The following is a 16,064-nucleotide window of genomic DNA, read 5'->3' as shown; positions in this document are numbered from 1 at the left end:
CTTGAAACAAGAGAACCCGCCGGAAGCAATTCCGGCGGGTTGTTCGTATCGGCCAGAATCGCCGGACGTCAGGCTGCGTAGAGCAGATCCCCGCACGTGGCGGGAAGCCTATCAGTCGAATATCTTGACGGTACGAAAGCCGCCGGCCGTCAGGCCGCCAGCTTCATCTCCATGCGTTCCCAGACCTCGACAAGAGCGTCGGTGAGTTCGCGCATCATTTCCTCGGTATGGGCCGGGCCGGGCGTGAAACGCAGGCGTTCGGTGCCGCGAGGAACGGTCGGGAAATTGATCGGCTGCACATAGGCGCCGTATTCGGCCAGCAGGATGTCGCTGATCTTCTTTGCCTTGACCGGATCGCCCACCATCAGCGGAACGATGTGCGTGGTCGAATCCATCACCGGCAGGCCCGCGTCGCGGAACATCTGCTTGAGCATGGCGGCTGCACGCTGCTGACCTTCGCGCTCTTCGCTCGAGCTCTTGAGGTGCTTCACCGAGGCGAGCACACCGGCCACGAGGACGGGCGAGAGTGATGTGGTGAAGATGAAGCCCGGGGCATAGCTGCGGATGCAGTCGATCACCTTCTGGTCGGCGGCGATGTAGCCGCCCATGACGCCGAAGGCCTTGCCCAGCGTGCCCTCGATGATGTCGATGCGGTCCGCCGCTTCGTCGCGGTCGGTGATGCCGCCGCCGCGTGGGCCGTACATGCCCACGGCGTGGACCTCGTCGATGTAGGTCAGTGCATTGTACTTGTCGGCCAGGTCGCAGATCGCGTGGACCGGGGCGATGTCGCCGTCCATCGAATAGACCGACTCGAAAGCGATCAGCTTGGGAACGTCGGGATCGGTTTCGGCCAGAAGCTGCTCGAGATGCTCGAGGTCGTTGTGGCGGAAGACCTTCTTCTCGCAGCCCGAATTGCGAATGCCGGCGATCATCGAAGCGTGGTTGAGTTCGTCCGAGAAGATCACGCAGCCCGGCAGCAGCTTGGCCAGGGTGGAGAGCGTGGCATCGTTCGAGACATAGCCCGAAGTGAAGATCAGCGCGCCTTCCTTGCCGTGCAGGTCGGCCAGTTCGCTCTCGAGCTCAATGTGATAGTGCGTGTTGCCGCCGATGTTGCGAGTGCCGCCGGAGCCGGCGCCGACGTCGTGCAGCGCTTCTTCCATGGCCTCGATCACCTTGGGGTGCTGGCCCATCGCAAGGTAGTCGTTCGAGCACCATACGGTGATCGGCTTGGGCCCGTTGTGGCCGGCAAAGCACCGGGCATTGGGATAGGCGCCCTTGTTGCGCAGGATATCGATGAAGACGCGGTAGCGGCCCTCGGAATGAAGACGCTCGATCGCCTGGTCGAAAATGTGTTCGTAATTCACGAAGCTTTGTCCTGCATTGCCTTGCCAAGTCGGTCCCAAATCAGATTGCCGACGTGCGGTTCTGGCGGCCTTTACCTCATCGGGACAATCATGACCAGTCGCTAACCTCGCTCAGACTGATCGAGAAATCCCTGTGCTGCATGGTCGGGGTTTTGCGGATCCTGGCCAGTGACGATGGTCATATCGGGAGCTTGCCGGTGCAGAGCATTGATCGTCGTCAACCAGGATTTCGATTCCTCTCGATAGTTGGGAACGGAATCGGGCGTTGCCCACCGCGAAGGCGGATTTTCGCTGATCAGGCTCTGGGCGATTTTCGCCGCCGAGCCGGCGAAAAGAAACTCGGTGCCGTCGGCGAGTTGGACGAACACCAGCTTCGCATCGTAGCCGAGGCCCTTGGCGGGTATTTCGACGACCCCGGGCGCAAAAGGACGCGGTTCCGCATCGCTGTGGATGCCTGCGGTGACCAGGTCCGGGCGTGATGCCCCTCCGTTGTGGAGAGGCGTTTCCTCGAGCAAGATCACGCGTCGCGCGCGCGCCATGGCCGCCTTGACGCGTCGCTGGGCCGCAGGGTCGTAGGCGACGAAATCGAACTTGCGAGCAATCGCTGCGCTGGTCCCGGCGTCGATCACGATAGGCTTCTCGTCCGGAAACACGAGCTCATAGCTTTTCACGGCCGCCATTGTCTGGCGCAGACCCCATCCGGCGACCAGCCGGTTGCGCGTGATGAAATGGCGTCCGACTGTCTCGACCCGGATCTGCTCGGGCCTGGGGCCGGGGATTGCGCCGGCAAGGGTGCGTAGTTGAGCCATGCTCACGGGCTTGGGCTGGACCGTGCCGGGGCCCGGATCGATCATGTACCAGTAGAAGGGTATCCCCAGGATGATGACCAGGGCCAGCAACCAGTAGTTCAGTCGACGCGTCAAAACCTTTCGACCCCTAGCAGACCATAGCGCGCCAGCATGGCGCGATACGCTTCCAGTACATTCCCGCGGCCGGTGAATAGCGCGCGGTCGAGGACTTGGCGAGACCATTCCTGCCCGGCGGTGAGCCGGGCGATCTGCCGGGCGATCCCTTGCGCGCCGTGCACGAAGGTGACCTCGGGGCCGAATGCCCGGGACAGCTCCTCGTGCAGCAGCGGGAAGTGCGTGCAGGCCAGGACGACCGTATCGATCCTGTCGCCGCCCGGCATGGCGCGCAGAGCCTCGGCGGCTTCGGTAATCGCCGCGCAATCGAACGGTTCACCGCGCAACTTGGCTTCCGCAGCCTCGACGAGGCTGGGCGCGCCGTAGCGCAGCAGGAGCTTGTCGGCGGCGAATTCGTGCTCGAGCCTGTCGACGTAGGCCTGCCGGATCGTCGCTTCGGTGCCCAACAGACCGATCACGCCGGTCTTGGTCATGGCCGCTGCCGGCTTGATGGCCGGTACCGTTCCCACGATCGGCACTTCCAGCACTTCGCGCACCATGCCCAGGGCGATCGTCGATGCGGTATTGCAGGCGATGCATACCAGACGCGGGTGGTAGCGTTCGGTCATGCGGCCGAGCAGCCCGGACACACGCGCGGCGACCTGCGCCTCGGTCTTAGAGCCGTAGGGCAGGCCGGCGTTGTCGGAGGCGTAGATTATCGGCGCGTCGGGCAGCAGCTTGCGCACTTCGTCAAGTACCGTCAGCCCGCCGACGCCGGAATCGAAAAGCAGGATCGGCGCGGCCGGATCGGTTTGGGGCGGCGCTTCCCCTTGCGGCGCGCTGCGCGGTTGGGATGTCATTCTTGGGGCCTGATTACCGGAATCTTGCAGCCTGTTAACCGCGGCGGCGCGCAAAGAGCAATGTACAATCCTGCAAGGCGGCTTCTGCAACGCGCGACTAGCCGCTAAGGCTTTGTCCATGGAATGGATTCTCGCACTGGCGCTCGGTTATCTTCTCGGCTCCGTGCCGTTCGGGCTCATCATCACCCGCCTCGCGGGAGCAGGCGACCTGCGCAGCATCGGTTCGGGCAACATCGGCGCGACAAACGTGCTGCGGACGGGGCGCAAGGGCCTGGCCGCCACTACGCTGCTGTTCGATCTTCTCAAGGGACTGGCCGGGGTTCTGATCGTTGCGCAGCTTTGGCCCGAATGGGTGGGCCTGGGGGCCATCGGTGCCTTCCTCGGCCACTGCTTTCCGGTGTGGCTGGGCTTCAAGGGCGGCAAGGGCGTGGCGACGACGGCCGGGGTCGCCTTCGGTCTCGCCTGGCCTGTCGGGCTGGCTTACGCGGTGACATGGCTGGGGCTGGTCTTCACGGTGCGGATTTCCTCGGTGGCGGGCATGTCCGCAGCGGTTATCGCGCCGGTGGTGGCGCTGGCCCTGGGAGATCATCACAGCGCCATGGTCCTGGCCGTGATCGCTGCCATCGTCCTTTTTCAGCATCGCGAAAACATCGCGCGTCTGCGCGCGGGCACCGAACCGAAAGTCGGCGGCAAGAAGTCATGACCTCAGGCGCCGGGCTGACGCAGGAGGAAGCCTTTGCCCGGATTCGTCTGTTGCGCTCGCCCAATGTCGGGCCGGTCACGTACCGCCAGTTGATCGCCCGCTTCGCAACCGCCTCCGCGGCGCTCGAGGCGCTTCCCGAACTCGCCGGGCGGAGCGGAAAGGCCTATCGGATCGCGCCCGAACGGCGCGTGCACGATGAAATTGCCGCGGTGCGCAAGACCGGCGCTCGCTACCTCTTCCACGACTCCCAAGACTATCCCGGCCTGCTGGGCGAGACCGAAAGCGCGCCGCCGATCCTGACCGTTCGCGGCGATCCCGCGATCGCTTCGCGTCCCTGCGTGGCGATCGTCGGTGCGCGCAATGCCTCGGCCGGGGCAGTCAAGCTTGCACGCGATTTCGCCCACGGTCTTGCCGAAGCCGGCCATGTCGTCGTCTCGGGACTGGCGCGCGGGATCGACGGCGCCGCCCACGAGGGCGCACTCGGCGCAGGCGAGAGCGGTTCGACCATCGGCGTGATCGCGAGTGGCATCGACATCGCCTATCCTCCCGAACATGCCCGGCTGCAGGATCGCATCGCCGAAGAAGGGCTGCTGATCGCCGAACAGCCGCCGGGCGTCGAGCCGTTGGCCCGGCACTTTCCGGCGCGCAATCGCATCATTGCCGGGCTTGCGAGCGGAACGCTGGTGGTCGAGGCGGCGCCCCGGTCAGGCTCCCTGATCACCGCCCGGCTGGCCGGCGAGATGGGGCGCGAGGTCATGGCCGTACCGGGCTCGCCGCTGGACGCCCGCGCGCACGGCTGCAACCAGCTCATTCGCGACGGCGCCGTGCTGGTCCAGTCGCCCGACGATGTGATCGAACTCCTGTCCGGTTTCGACGGTACGCCGCGTTCCGTGGTCCGAGAAGCCGGTCCAACTCTGGATCAGACCGCTGCGCAGCCTGTTTCCGAAGAACCGGCTGCCACCGGAATCGCCGACCTCCTCACCACCGCGCCGATCGCCGTCGACGAACTGATCCGCCAGTCGGGCGCGAGCGCGTCGGCGGTGCAACTGGCCCTGCTCGAACTGGAGATCGCCGGGAGGCTGGTGCGCCATGCGGCTGGACGGGTCAGTCTCGGCTGACCGGCGCTGTGTCCGTTCGCAAGGGATCAGACGCGGCACGCGATGCCGTCTTGCCATCCGTGCACGCTAGTGCTTGACGAAAGCCTCCGATGCTTCCCAACCTATGCGTACACACATACGCGTACGCACGCACGTAAGGGCGTGGCGTGAAGAGCATAACGAAAGTCACAAATGCAGCTCGTCATCGTCGAATCCCCCGCCAAGGCCAAAACCATCGAGAAGTATCTGGGCAAGGACTACAAGGTCCTCGCCTCCTACGGCCACGTCCGTGACCTGCCGCCCAAGGACGGCTCCGTCCGGCCCGACGAGGGCTTCGAAATGGACTGGGAGCTTTATGGCGACAAGCAGAAGCAGGTCCGCGCCATCACCGATGCGGCCAAGGATTCCGAACGCCTGATTCTCGCGACTGACCCCGATCGCGAGGGCGAGGCGATTTCGTGGCACGTGCTGGAGCTGCTCAAGAAGCGCAAGGCTCTGCCCAAGGACGTGCAGCGCGTCACGTTCAACGCCATCACCAAGGACACGGTGACCAAGGCGATGCAGGCCCCGCGCGAGCTCGATCAGGACCTGATCGACGCCTACCTCGCCCGCCGCGCACTCGATTACCTGTTCGGCTTCACGCTTTCGCCGGTGCTGTGGCGCAAGCTGCCCGGCGCCAAGTCGGCGGGCCGCGTGCAGTCGGTGGCCTTGCGCCTGATCGTCGACCGCGAGCGCGAGATCGAGGCTTTCACGCCGCAGGAATACTGGTCCGTCGCCGCCAAGATGGCGCATGACGGTACCGACTTTACCGCCAAGCTGGTGACCTTCGAAGGCGAGAAGCTCGACAGGCTCTCGCTGGGGGACGAGGGCGTCGCCATGCGGGCCAAGGCCGCGGTCGAGCAGGGCGCCTTCAGGGTCGAGAATGTCGAAACCAAGCCGCACCGCCGCAATCCGCAGCCGCCGTTCACCACCTCGACGCTGCAGCAGGAAGCCGCCCGCAAGCTCGGTTTCGCCGCCAGCCAGACGATGCGCGTGGCGCAGCACCTCTACGAAGCCGGCGCGATCACCTACATGCGTACGGATGGCGTGCAGATGGACCCCGGCGCCATCTCCGATTGCCGCCGGGCCATCACCGACCGCTACGACGGGCACTACCTGCCCGAAAAGCCGCGCCACTACGAAACCAAAGCGAAGAACGCACAGGAAGCCCACGAGGCGATCCGGCCGACCGACTTCACCAAGGACCGCTATGGCTCGGGCGACGAGGCCCGTCTCTACGATCTGATCTTCAAGCGCGCGATGGCAAGCCAGATGGCGAGCGCCGCGCTGGAACGCACCACCGTCACCCTGCGCGACGGCACCGGCCGCAACGAGCTGCGCGCCACCGGCCAGGTCGTGAAGTTCCCGGGCTTCCTCGCGGTCTACGAGGAAGGACAGGACAACAAGTCCGACGATGACGAGAGCGGTCTGCTGCCGTTCATGAAGTCGGGTGACATGCCCGCCAAGAAGGACGTCACCGCCGAGCAGCACTTCACCCAGCCGCCGCCCCGGTATTCCGAAGCGAGCCTCGTCAAGCGGCTGGAGGAACTCGGCATCGGCCGTCCTTCGACTTATGCCGCGACGATCCAGGTCCTCAAGGACCGCAACTACGTGCGGACGGAGAAAAACCGTTTCTTCGCAGAGGAATCGGGCCGGCTTCTCACGGCGTTTCTGGAACGCTTCTTCGAACGCTACGTCGCTTACGACTTCACCGCGGGCATGGAAGACGAGCTCGACGATGTCTCGGGCGGGCGCCATGCATGGAAGGAACTGCTCGAAGCCTTCTGGCGCGACTTCAAGCCCAAGTCCGACGAGGTGATGGAGAAGAAGCCCTCGGAAGTGACCGAGGTTCTCGACGAATTCCTCTCCGACTTCCTCTTCCCGCCCAAGGCCGATGGCGGCAACCCGCGCCAGTGCCCCAAGTGCGGCGATGGCCGGCTGGCGCTGCGCGGCGGCCGCTACGGCGCGTTCGTCGCCTGCTCGAACTATCCCGAGTGCAAGTTCACCCGCAAGTTCGCGCAGCCGGGCGGCAACGGGGAGCAGGCCGACGATCAGGAACTGGGCAAGGACCCCGAAACCGGCCTCGAGATCACCCGCCGCGTCGGGCGTTTCGGCCCCTACATCCAGCTCGGAGAGGGCAAGGAAGCCAAGCGCGCCTCGATCCCCAAGGACATCGACGAGCTGACGCTCGAATGGGCGCTCAAGCTGCTAAGCCTGCCGCGCACGGTCGGCACGCATCCGGAAACGGGTGAGGAAATCGTCGCCAATATCGGGCGTTACGGCCCGTATCTGCTGCACAACGGCAAGTACGCCAAGCTGCGCTCGACCACCGATGTCTTCGAGACCGGCATGAACGCCGCCGTCTCGCTGCTCGCCGAAGCCGCGCAGAACGGCGGGCGCGGTGGCCGGGCGAAGGCCGAGCCGATCAAGACGCTGGGCAAGCACCCCACCAGCGAAGGCGAGATGAAGGTCATGGCTGGGCGCTATGGCCCCTACGTCACCGACGGCAGCACCAACGCGACGCTCCCGCGCGACCAGAAGCCCGAAGATTTGAGCGAAGAACAGGCGATCGCCCTGATCGACGCCAAGGTCGCCAAGGGGCCGGCGAAGGGTCGCAAGAAAAAGGCCGCCCCGAAGAAGAAGGCGGCAGTCAAGAAGCCCGCCGCGAAGAAGGCCACGGCCAAGAAGACTCCGGCGAAGAAGAAGGCAGAACCTTCGCCCGATCAGGGGGATGACGTGCCTTGGGAGTCGGCCGAATGAGCAACAAGGTCGCCAAGCACAAGCAGCCGTGGAAGCCGGACGAACTGCAGAAACTGCGTACGCTTGCCGGGAAGGGGAAGGGGCTGAAGGAAATCGCCAAGGCCCTCAACCGCACCGAGGAATCGACCAAGGACGCCGCGCGCCAGCACGGGTTCGAGATCGCCAGGGCACGCTAGGGACGACCGACCCACGCAAATCGTATGCTGACCCGCGCGAGTCGCTTGCGCGCGGGCGGCGCGATGCTTATCTGCAAGCCATGGCTATTCGCGAAATCCTCGAAGTCCCCGATCCGCGCCTCAAGCAGGTCTCCGTGCCCGTCGAAAAGTTCGACGACGAGTTGAAGACCCTCGTCGAGGACATGTTCGAGACGATGTACGATGCGCCCGGCATCGGCCTTGCCGCCATTCAGGTGGGCGTGCCGCTGCGCGTGCTGGTGATCGATCTCCAGCCCGAGGATCCGGATGCGGAGCCCGAAGTCTGCACCGCGCATGGTGGCCATGAGCACACGCACCAGCCGCTCAAGCGCGAGCCGCACGTGTTCATCAATCCGGAGATCCTCGATCCGTCCGAGGAGCAGACCGTCTATCAGGAAGGCTGTCTTTCCGTTCCCGAGATCTACGCCGATGTCGAACGCCCCTCGCGCATCCGGGCGCGCTGGCAGGACCTGGACGGCAAGGTCCACGAAGAGGAGATGGACGGGCTGATGGCCACGTGCCTCCAGCACGAGATGGATCACCTCGAGGGCATCCTGTTCATCGACCACCTCTCGCGTCTCAAGCGCCAGATGGTGCTCAAGAAGCTGGACAAGCTGCGCAAGGCGGCGTGAGCCGGGGATAAATTCCTCACAGGACTGGCGTTCCCTAAACGTTCCGGTTAACCTGCCGGGATGGAACTTGCTGTCGCTGCCATCGTCGCACTCGTCATCGGTCTCGCTCTGGGCTGGTTCCTGGGGTCTCGTCCTGTCGCCGAATGGCGCAGGCAGGCCGAGACGCGCGAGCGGGAGGCGCGCGAGCAGGCGGATGCGCAGGACCGCGAGTATCGCGAGCTGGATGCCAAGTATCTGCGCACCTTTGCCGATCTGGAAGCGGCACGCGAACGGGCGAGCCGGGCCGATGCCTTGGCTGAAACGCTCGAGCGCACGCGTGCCGAGCATGGCGAGGCGATGGAGCGGCTGCGCGGCGAAAGCACGGCGCTGCTGGATCGCACCCGAACCGAACACGGCCAGCAGATCGAGGCGCTACGCAAGGAACAGCGAGAACTCACCGCCGAACTGGCGACGCTGCGCGAGAAATCCGCGAATTTCGAGGAGCAGAAGCGGCTCCTGATCGAAGCGCAGGAAGCGCTGCGCAAGGAATTCGAGAATGCCGGGGCCAAGGTCCTCGAAGGTGCGCAGGAAGCGTTCCTGCGCCGTGCGGGGGCGCGGTTCGAGGAAAGCGAGAAGGCCAATGCCGAACGCATCCGGATGCTGCTCAATCCCGTGGGCGAACGGCTCAAGAGCTACGAGGAGCAGGTCGCTGCGCTGGAGGCCAAGCGGGTCGATTCCTTCGGCCAGCTCACCGGCCTGATCCAGTCGATGCGCGAAGGGCAGGAGAAGGTGCGCGAGGAAGCGCAGCGGCTCGGCAATTCTCTGCGCAATGCCCCCAAGGCGCGCGGGCGCTGGGGCGAGCAGCAGCTCAAGAACCTGCTCGAACAGTGCGGCTTGTCCGAACATACCGATTTCGTGACCGAACATTCGATCGAGACTGAGGATGGGCGGCTGCGGCCCGATGCCATCGTCAACATTCCCGGCCAGAAGAAGCTGGTGATCGATGCCAAGGTCTCGCTCAATGCCTATCAGGAAGCCTTCGAGGCGCAGGACGATGCCGCGCGCGAGGCGGCGCTGCGCCAGCACGTCGCTTCGATGCGCAACCACGTGCAGACACTGGGCGCCAAGAGCTACCAGAGCCAGTTCGAGGATGCGCCTGACTATGTCGTGATGTTCGTGCCGGGCGAGCACTTCGTCGCTGCCGCGCTCGAACAGGACCCGGAGCTGTGGGACTTCGCCTTCCGCAACCGCGTGCTGCTGGCGACGCCGACCAATCTCGTCGCGATCGCCCGCACGGTCGCGCAGGTCTGGCGTCAGGACGGCCTTGCCCGCGAAGCGCGCGAGATCGGCCGGATGGGCGGCGAACTCTATGACCGGCTGGCGGTGGCTGCCGAGCACATGAAGCGCGTCGGCGCCGGGCTCGAAACGGCGGTGAACAACTACAACAAGTTCGTCGGCAGCTTCGAGCGCAACGTGCTCAGCTCCGGACGTCGGCTCAAGGAAAAGCACATCGAGATCGGCAAGCGCGAGATCGAGGAGGTTTCCCGCATCGAATCCGCGCCCCGTTATGGCGCCGATGCCCTGGCTGAAATCGAGGATACGGCCTCGACCGATCCGAAGTCGCTTCCGGAAGCCGCCGAATAGGCGAAATCAGCCGCCCTTGCGGCCTTCCTTCTTGCCCTCGACGCGGACCAGTTCGGCGGTGTGCCCGCTCGATTGCAGGGTCATCCGGTCGCCATCCACGCTCATGCGCGGGGTGGCGACGAGCAGGGCGCCGACGGCGCGTTCCTGCTGCCAGGCAGGATCGGTGCAGTCGATCTCGTTCTGGTCGAGGGGGCCCGCGAAAAGCCGGTTCTCGTCGACGCGCCAGGGGCCGCCAAGCCGGTTGCAGCCGACCAGCACGCCGATGTTGCTCTTGTCGAACGTGATCTGCGCGTCGCTGGACGTCGGCTGCTGCCCGTCGATCCGCTCGAAGCGCCAGATCGTGTGTGCCAGATGCGAACGGTCGCCGCCATCGGAGCATCCGGCGAGAAGGGCCGGGAACCAGAGGAAGAGAGCGAGTCGCCGCATGACCTCGCCACATTGCCATGGGACATATTAGGGTCTGGTGAACGGAGGCGGGGGCAAGTGGATCGAGGACCGCCGCGGGCCTTCGCCGGTTTTCAAACCTCGCGCAAATGCGCCAGCGCCTCATAGGCCAGCACGGCACCCGCCACGGCGGCATTGAGGCTGTCGGCGCGGCCGAGCATCGGCATGGTGACGCGCAGGTCGCAGGCCTCCTCGTAGGCAGCGGGCAAGCCCTGGGATTCGTTGCCCACCATGAGGAAGCAGGGTGCGGCATAAGGTGCGGTGCGATAGTCTGTGGAATCGCGCAGCGAGGCGGCAACGAGCTGGCCGGACCCGGAGCGCAGCCAAGGGAGGAATTCCTCCCAGCGCGCCGTTGCCAGCTTCTGCGTGAAGATCGCACCCATGGAGGCGCGCACGGCTTCGACCGAGAAGGGATCGGCGCAGTCGTCGATCAGGATCAGGCCGCCGGCGCCGACGGCATCGCCGGTGCGCAGCATGGTGCCCAGGTTTCCCGGATCGCGCAGTGCCTGGGCCACGAGCCAGATCGGCGCGGCATCGCGGTCTATCGTCGAGAGCCGCGTGTCGAATTCAGCGAAGACCCCGGCGACGGCCTGTGGATTGTCCTTGCCGGTCACCTTGGCGAGGATGTCCACGTCCATTTCGACGATCTCGCCGCCGGCCTTTTCGACTGCCGCTTCGAGCGCATCGAGCAGCGGGTGCGCTTCGCGGCCGGTCGCCATGACGAGGATCTCGGGCACCTTGCCGCATTCGCGGGCATCGGTCAGCAGCCGTAGCCCCTCTGCCAGGAAGCGCTTTTCGCGCTTGCGGTGTTTCTTGTCCCGCAAGGAGCGCAGGAACTTGACCAGCGGATTGGAAAAACCGGTGATGGTACGGCGTGAAGCCAAGGTCTCTACTCTTCGCCGAAGCCTTCGCGGACAAGCTTCGTCAGCGAAGCCAGCGCGGCTTCCGCGCCATCGCCGGAGCAGGAGATCTCGATGGTGTCACCCTTCGCCGCGCCCAGCATCATCAGGCCCAGGATAGAACTTCCCGCTGCGGAGGCTCCGTCCTTGGCTACGGTGACCGAGACGCTGCCCGGCAATTCGGCGACATGGTTGACGAACTTGGCGCTGGCCCGGGCATGAAGCCCACGTTTGTTGACGATGAGAACCGCATCACGGCAATCGATCATGCATCCTGTCCCAGGTACTCGCTGGCAATCGTTATGTAGTTGCGTCCAGCATCGCGCGCAGCGGCTGCCGCATCGCGAACAGACATGCATTCCCGCGCCTTGGCAAGCCTGATCAGCATGGGAAGGTTGATTCCGGCGATCACTTCGACCTTGCCGGCCTGCATCAGCGAGATGGCGAGGTTGGAAGGCGTGCCGCCGAAAAGGTCGGTCAGGATGATGACGCCGGCGCCGCTGTCGACGCGCGGAGATGGCCTCGGCGATCTCGCTGCGGCGGCGTTCCATGTCGTCGTTGGGGCCGATACAGACGGTGGCCACGTCGGCCTGATCACCGACCACGTGTTCCATGGCGTGAACGAATTCTTCGGCAAGATTGCCGTGCGTGACCAGAATCATACCGATCATTTTTGGGGAGCGCTCCGAAATTCCTGCGACTGCACCCGGGATTTGAATTCATTTTTCACGCCGCAGACCCCCTTCCAGAAGATCGGCTGCTCGCGAGCCCAGGTTGCGGTGCAGCAATGTGGGCGAAAATCCTTCCTCGCGCAAGGCCAGCGCGACTTGCTCGGCGGTGAAAACCGAACGGTGTCTTCCTCCGGTACAACCGAAGGCGATGTGAACATAGGCCTTGCCCTGCGCGCGATAGCGCGGAAGCAGCAGCAACAGCAGGTCGCGAATCCGCGTAAATGCTTCGTCGAAAGCAGGATCCTTGCGGATATAGTCGCCCACGTCCGGGTCCTGACCTGTCTGTGGACGCAATGTCGGGTCCCAGTGCGGGTTGTCGAGAAAACGCATATCGAACACGAGATCGGCGACCGGGGGCATGCCCCGCGAGAACCCGAAACTCGATACCGTAACGGTCATCGCCTCGCCGGTTGCAGGTGCGAAGCGCTCGCGAATCACGCGCTGCAGATCGTTGGAGGTATAGCCGCTCGTATCGATCAGCAACTCGGCCCAGCGGCGCAGCGGCGCCAGCATTTCGCGCTCGGCACGGATGCCCGTCGCGACCGGTGTGTCCGACGCGAGGGCGTGGCGGCGCCGGGTTTCGTTGTAGCGGCGCTCCAGTTCCTGGCTGGAACAGTCGAGGAAGAGGGTATTGAGTTCGATGTCCTCGCGCCCCTCCAGCGCCTTGACCTGCGAGATGACGCGCGTGGGATCGAAGCCGCGGGTGCGGGAATCGAATCCGATCGCAAGCGGCGCGGCCCCTCCGTGATCGGCGCTCGGCGTGCTTTCCAGAAGGCCGTCGAGCAATCGGATCGGAAAGTTGTCGACGATTTCCCAGCCCAGGTCTTCCAGCACGCGCAGCGCCGTGGTTTTTCCCGCGCCCAGCATGCCGGTGACGAGCAATACGCGTTGCCGGGGCGCTCCCTTGTCCGGATTTCCTGTTTCATCCTGCATTGCGCGCCTGTTTGCTCTTGCCGCAGCAGAAAGAAAAGGGGGGGGCTTTCAGAATTGCAAGCCGTAGTGGCGAAGAGCCAGTTCGACCTTGATCGCCGGCGGGTGGTCCTGTGGTCGAAGCCGCACGCGGGGCAGGGCGATGCCTTCGATCTCGGCCATCTCGGCCGCTTCGATGTAGCGCGGGGCTGCCTCGTCGAGGATTATGATCAGGGCGACGGGAACCTCGCCCCGACAGGGAAAGGGCAGCAGCCCGAGGTTGCGCACTTCCAGGAGGCCCCGCGTGTTGGGGTGGGGCGAGGCGATCAGCCGGCCGGCGCGGAGGGACAGTTCCACACTGTCGTCTCCCACCAGTTCGGCGCCGCGATCGATCAGGGCCAAGGCCAGGCTGGACTTGCCGGTGCCGGGCGGGCCCTCGATCAGCACGCCGCGCCCGGCAATGGCGATGCACCCGGCCTGCCGGGATCTGGGTTTGGGTGATGCCATCATTCGTCCTGCCAGACGGGCAGGGACAAGACGAGGCGGGCGCCGGCAGCGCCGTCGGTCCGATCGGTTGCGAAAAGCTTTCCGAAGTGCGCCTCGACGATGGTCCGCGCAATGGCGAGGCCGAGGCCCGAATGCTTGCCGAACTCCTCGCGCGAGGGGCGCAGCGAGTGGAACCGTTCGAAAATGCTTTCGCGCGCGCTTTCGGGAATGCCGGGGCCGCGGTCGGATACGGCAATCCGCACCCGCTCGCCGTCCGAAGCGAGATTGACCTCGATGGGGCTGCCTTCGGGCGAAAACGATACCGCGTTGTCGAGAAGGTTCTGCAAGACCCTTTCGAGGCGGGCCGGATCGCCGGGCACGACGAGCGCGCCGCTGCCTTCGCGAACGATCGCGATGGGGCAATTGCCGTTGACGCCGCGATGGTCGCGCTCGCTGACGAGGGCCTGGACGAGGCGCAGCATGTCGACGGGCTCGAAGGTGGTGCGGCTGAGCTGGGCGTCGATCCGGCTGGCGTCGGCGATCTCGGTGACGAGGAAGTCGATGCGGCGGACATCGTCCTTGGCGATGCCGATCAACTGGCGGCGCAGGTCCGGTTTCTCCACCCGGTCGAGACTCTCGAGCGCGCTGCGCAGCGAGGTCAGGGGGTTCTTGAGTTCGTGCGCGACGTCGGCGGCGAAGCTTTCGACGGCATCGATCCGTTGGCGCAGCGCTCCGCTCATGTCGGACACCGCGCGGGCCAGCAGACCGATTTCATCGCGACGCTCGGGAAGCCGCGGAACGACCACGCTGCGGTCGCGCCCCAGCCGCACGCGCACGGCGGCGCGCACGATCCTGCGCAGCGGCTCGACGATCGTGCGGGCCAGGAACAGCGAAAGCAGGATCGACACCACCAGCGCGGCACCGACGATGATCGCCAGGGTCTGGCGGGCCATGCGCACGTTTTCGGTGATGTCGCGCGCATTGCGGGTCACCAGCAATCCCGATCCGTCCTGTCCGACCGGGGTGGCGGCGATGATCACCGGGGTCTGGTCCGGGGCCGCCTTGTGGGTTACCAGTGTCGTTCCCCGGGCCAGGGCGTTCGCCAGTTCGGGCCAGGCCCTGACGCTGGTATCCTGCGGATCGTGATAGGCGGGAATTTCCGGGGCCCCGAGCAGGAAATTCATGCCCCGGTCGAGTATCCGGGCGGCGTCCTGGTACCAGGGTTCGGTGGCGGGATCGACAAGCCGATAGGAGGGCGGTCCGAGCTTGAAGCTGTCGGCGACGAGGTTTCCCTGCGGACCGAACAGGCGCAGCCGCAGGTCCTGCTCCGAGGCGATGCGGATGATCAACTCTCTCCGGCTGCTGCCGCGTTCGCCGGCAAGCGCGGCGGCGGTAATGTCGGCCTCCGATTTCGCCAGCCTGTATCGTTCGGCGAGCAGTTCGCGGCGGTAGCTGTCGATGTAGAACAGGCTTCCCGCCAACAGCGCCAGGGCTATGATGTTGACCGCGAGGATGCGCGCAGTGAGCGATACGCGCCAGGGCAGGCCGAGCCGCATGGCAAGCCCGGTCCTGAGCCCTCTTCGTGGCCCCGCCTTTGCCGTGTCAGCCATCGGTGAAGGAGTATCCGGCGCCATAGAGCGTGTCGATCGCGCTGAAATCGGGGTCCACGGCCCTGAACTTGCGGCGCAGGCGCTTGATGTGGCTGTCTATGGTCCGGTCGTCGACGTAGATGTCTTCGTTGTAGGCCGCGTCCATGAGCTGGTTTCGGCTTTTGACCACGCCCGGACGCATCGCCATGGCTTCCAGGATCAGGAACTCTGTGACGGTCAGCGAGACCGGGCGATCGTCCCATGTTACCTGGTGGCGTGCCGGGTCGAGCCGGAGGCGGCCGCGCACGACCGGTTCGGGCAGGTCGGCCGGATCGGTCTCGCCGGTCGGGCCGCGAGGCAGGTCGCTGCGGCGCAGGATGGCGCGGATGCGGGCGACCAGCAGCCTCTGACTGAACGGCTTGGTTATATAGTCGTCCGCGCCCATCGCGAGCCCCAGCGCCTCATCGGGCTCCTCGTCCTTCGACGTCAGGAAGATCACCGGCAGGCTGGACTTCTCGCGCAGGGCCTTGAGCAGGTGCAGGCCGTCCATGCGCGGCATCTTGATGTCGAAGATCGCAAGGTCCGGCGGATTTTCGAGCAGCGCCTTCAGGGCGGTCTCGCCATCGGTATAGACGCGCGTGGCGAAACCCTCCGCCTGCAGGCCGATCGATACCGTGGCGAGGATATTACGATCGTCGTCGACCAGCGCGATCGTCTGCTGGCGCGATTCCGCAGTGCCGTTTGGCTCTTCGGGAGAGGTCTGGGGCGTCGGGTCATCGACCATGAGCGAGCGGACATTCCCTTCACTGCTGCGAATGCCGTGCCTAGCGCC

16 protein-coding genes and 1 pseudogene are annotated in these 16,064 nt (G+C 65.3%); 6 read left to right on the top strand and 11 right to left on the bottom strand.

Going from position 1 to position 16,064, the window contains the following annotated elements:
• Window positions 1-149: 149 nt before the first annotated feature.
• The 3 genes from hemA to murI form a co-directional block, all read right to left on the bottom strand.
• Entirely contained in the window at window positions 150-1,364 is a 1,215-nt protein-coding gene (hemA, locus tag LK12_RS13050; RefSeq protein ID WP_039285320.1) for a 5-aminolevulinate synthase, read from the bottom strand.
• 101 nt (window positions 1,365-1,465) lie between these two features.
• Window positions 1,466-2,287, bottom strand: a complete 822-nt coding sequence (locus LK12_RS13045; RefSeq protein WP_052223371.1) for a hypothetical protein — start codon at window positions 2,285-2,287, stop codon at window positions 1,466-1,468.
• Window positions 2,284-3,126, bottom strand: a complete 843-nt coding sequence (murI, locus tag LK12_RS13040; protein WP_052223370.1) for a glutamate racemase — start codon at window positions 3,124-3,126, stop codon at window positions 2,284-2,286. Before murI ends, LK12_RS13045 begins: the two co-directional genes overlap by 4 nt.
• A gap of 118 nt (window positions 3,127-3,244) precedes the next feature.
• On the opposite strand from murI, the gene plsY reads away from it, so the two are divergent.
• The 6 genes from plsY (at window position 3,245) to rmuC (ending at window position 10,174) form a co-directional block, all read left to right on the top strand.
• Window positions 3,245-3,829 carry a glycerol-3-phosphate 1-O-acyltransferase PlsY gene (gene plsY / locus LK12_RS13035; protein ID WP_039284398.1) on the top strand — a complete coding sequence of 195 codons (585 nt, stop codon included), beginning with the start codon at window positions 3,245-3,247 and terminating at the stop codon, window positions 3,827-3,829.
• A complete protein-coding gene (gene dprA / locus LK12_RS13030) occupies window positions 3,826-4,947 on the top strand; it encodes a DNA-processing protein DprA (RefSeq protein ID WP_039284395.1) in 1,122 nt (373 codons plus the stop codon). The genes plsY and dprA overlap by 4 nt, the downstream gene beginning before the upstream one ends.
• 171 nt (window positions 4,948-5,118) lie before the next feature.
• A complete protein-coding gene (gene topA / locus LK12_RS13025; protein WP_039284392.1) occupies window positions 5,119-7,725 on the top strand; it encodes a type I DNA topoisomerase in 2,607 nt (868 codons plus the stop codon).
• A complete protein-coding gene (locus LK12_RS13020) occupies window positions 7,722-7,901 on the top strand; it encodes a hypothetical protein (RefSeq protein WP_039284389.1) in 180 nt (59 codons plus the stop codon). The genes topA and LK12_RS13020 overlap by 4 nt, the downstream gene beginning before the upstream one ends.
• A gap of 80 nt (window positions 7,902-7,981) precedes the next feature.
• Window positions 7,982-8,551, top strand: a complete 570-nt coding sequence (def, locus tag LK12_RS13015) for a peptide deformylase (protein ID WP_039284388.1) — start codon at window positions 7,982-7,984, stop codon at window positions 8,549-8,551.
• A 60-nt stretch (window positions 8,552-8,611) separates the two neighbouring features.
• Entirely contained in the window at window positions 8,612-10,174 is a 1,563-nt protein-coding gene (gene rmuC / locus LK12_RS13010; RefSeq protein WP_039284386.1) for a DNA recombination protein RmuC, read from the top strand.
• 6 nt (window positions 10,175-10,180) lie between these two features.
• Here the strand turns inward: rmuC and LK12_RS13005 are convergent, their stop codons facing one another.
• From LK12_RS13005 to LK12_RS12970, 8 genes and pseudogenes are all read right to left on the bottom strand, one after another.
• Complete coding sequence (locus LK12_RS13005) at window positions 10,181-10,600, bottom strand: META domain-containing protein (protein WP_082010484.1); 420 nt, start codon at window positions 10,598-10,600, stop codon at window positions 10,181-10,183.
• Between the two features lie 92 nt (window positions 10,601-10,692).
• On the bottom strand, window positions 10,693-11,502 hold the full coding sequence (locus LK12_RS13000) for a TrmH family RNA methyltransferase (RefSeq protein WP_039284384.1): 810 nt from the start codon (window positions 11,500-11,502) through the stop codon (window positions 10,693-10,695).
• Window positions 11,503-11,507: 5 nt separating this feature from the next.
• On the bottom strand, window positions 11,508-11,786 hold the full coding sequence (locus tag LK12_RS12995; RefSeq protein WP_039284382.1) for an HPr family phosphocarrier protein: 279 nt from the start codon (window positions 11,784-11,786) through the stop codon (window positions 11,508-11,510).
• A pseudogene (locus LK12_RS12990) lies at window positions 11,783-12,188 on the bottom strand (PTS sugar transporter subunit IIA). The gene LK12_RS12995 and the pseudogene LK12_RS12990 overlap by 4 nt, the downstream one beginning before the upstream one ends.
• Before the next feature lie 48 nt (window positions 12,189-12,236).
• A complete protein-coding gene (gene rapZ / locus LK12_RS12985) occupies window positions 12,237-13,181 on the bottom strand; it encodes an RNase adapter RapZ (RefSeq protein ID WP_039284379.1) in 945 nt (314 codons plus the stop codon).
• Between the two features lie 48 nt (window positions 13,182-13,229).
• On the bottom strand, window positions 13,230-13,664 hold the full coding sequence (locus LK12_RS12980) for an HPr kinase/phosphorylase (RefSeq protein ID WP_039285316.1): 435 nt from the start codon (window positions 13,662-13,664) through the stop codon (window positions 13,230-13,232).
• Window positions 13,664-15,253, bottom strand: a complete 1,590-nt coding sequence (locus LK12_RS12975) for a sensor histidine kinase (RefSeq protein WP_039284377.1) — start codon at window positions 15,251-15,253, stop codon at window positions 13,664-13,666. Before LK12_RS12975 ends, LK12_RS12980 begins: the two co-directional genes overlap by 1 nt.
• Window positions 15,246-16,016 (bottom strand): response regulator transcription factor, encoded by a 771-nt coding sequence (locus LK12_RS12970; RefSeq protein WP_039284374.1) that lies wholly within the window; start codon window positions 16,014-16,016, stop codon window positions 15,246-15,248. Before LK12_RS12970 ends, LK12_RS12975 begins: the two co-directional genes overlap by 8 nt.
• Window positions 16,017-16,064: the final 48 nt, after the last annotated feature.

It is taken from the genome of Novosphingobium malaysiense, from assembly GCF_000802225.1.
Lineage (GTDB): Bacteria > Pseudomonadota > Alphaproteobacteria > Sphingomonadales > Sphingomonadaceae > Novosphingobium > Novosphingobium malaysiense.
This window is presented reverse-complemented; position numbering and strand designations above follow the sequence as displayed.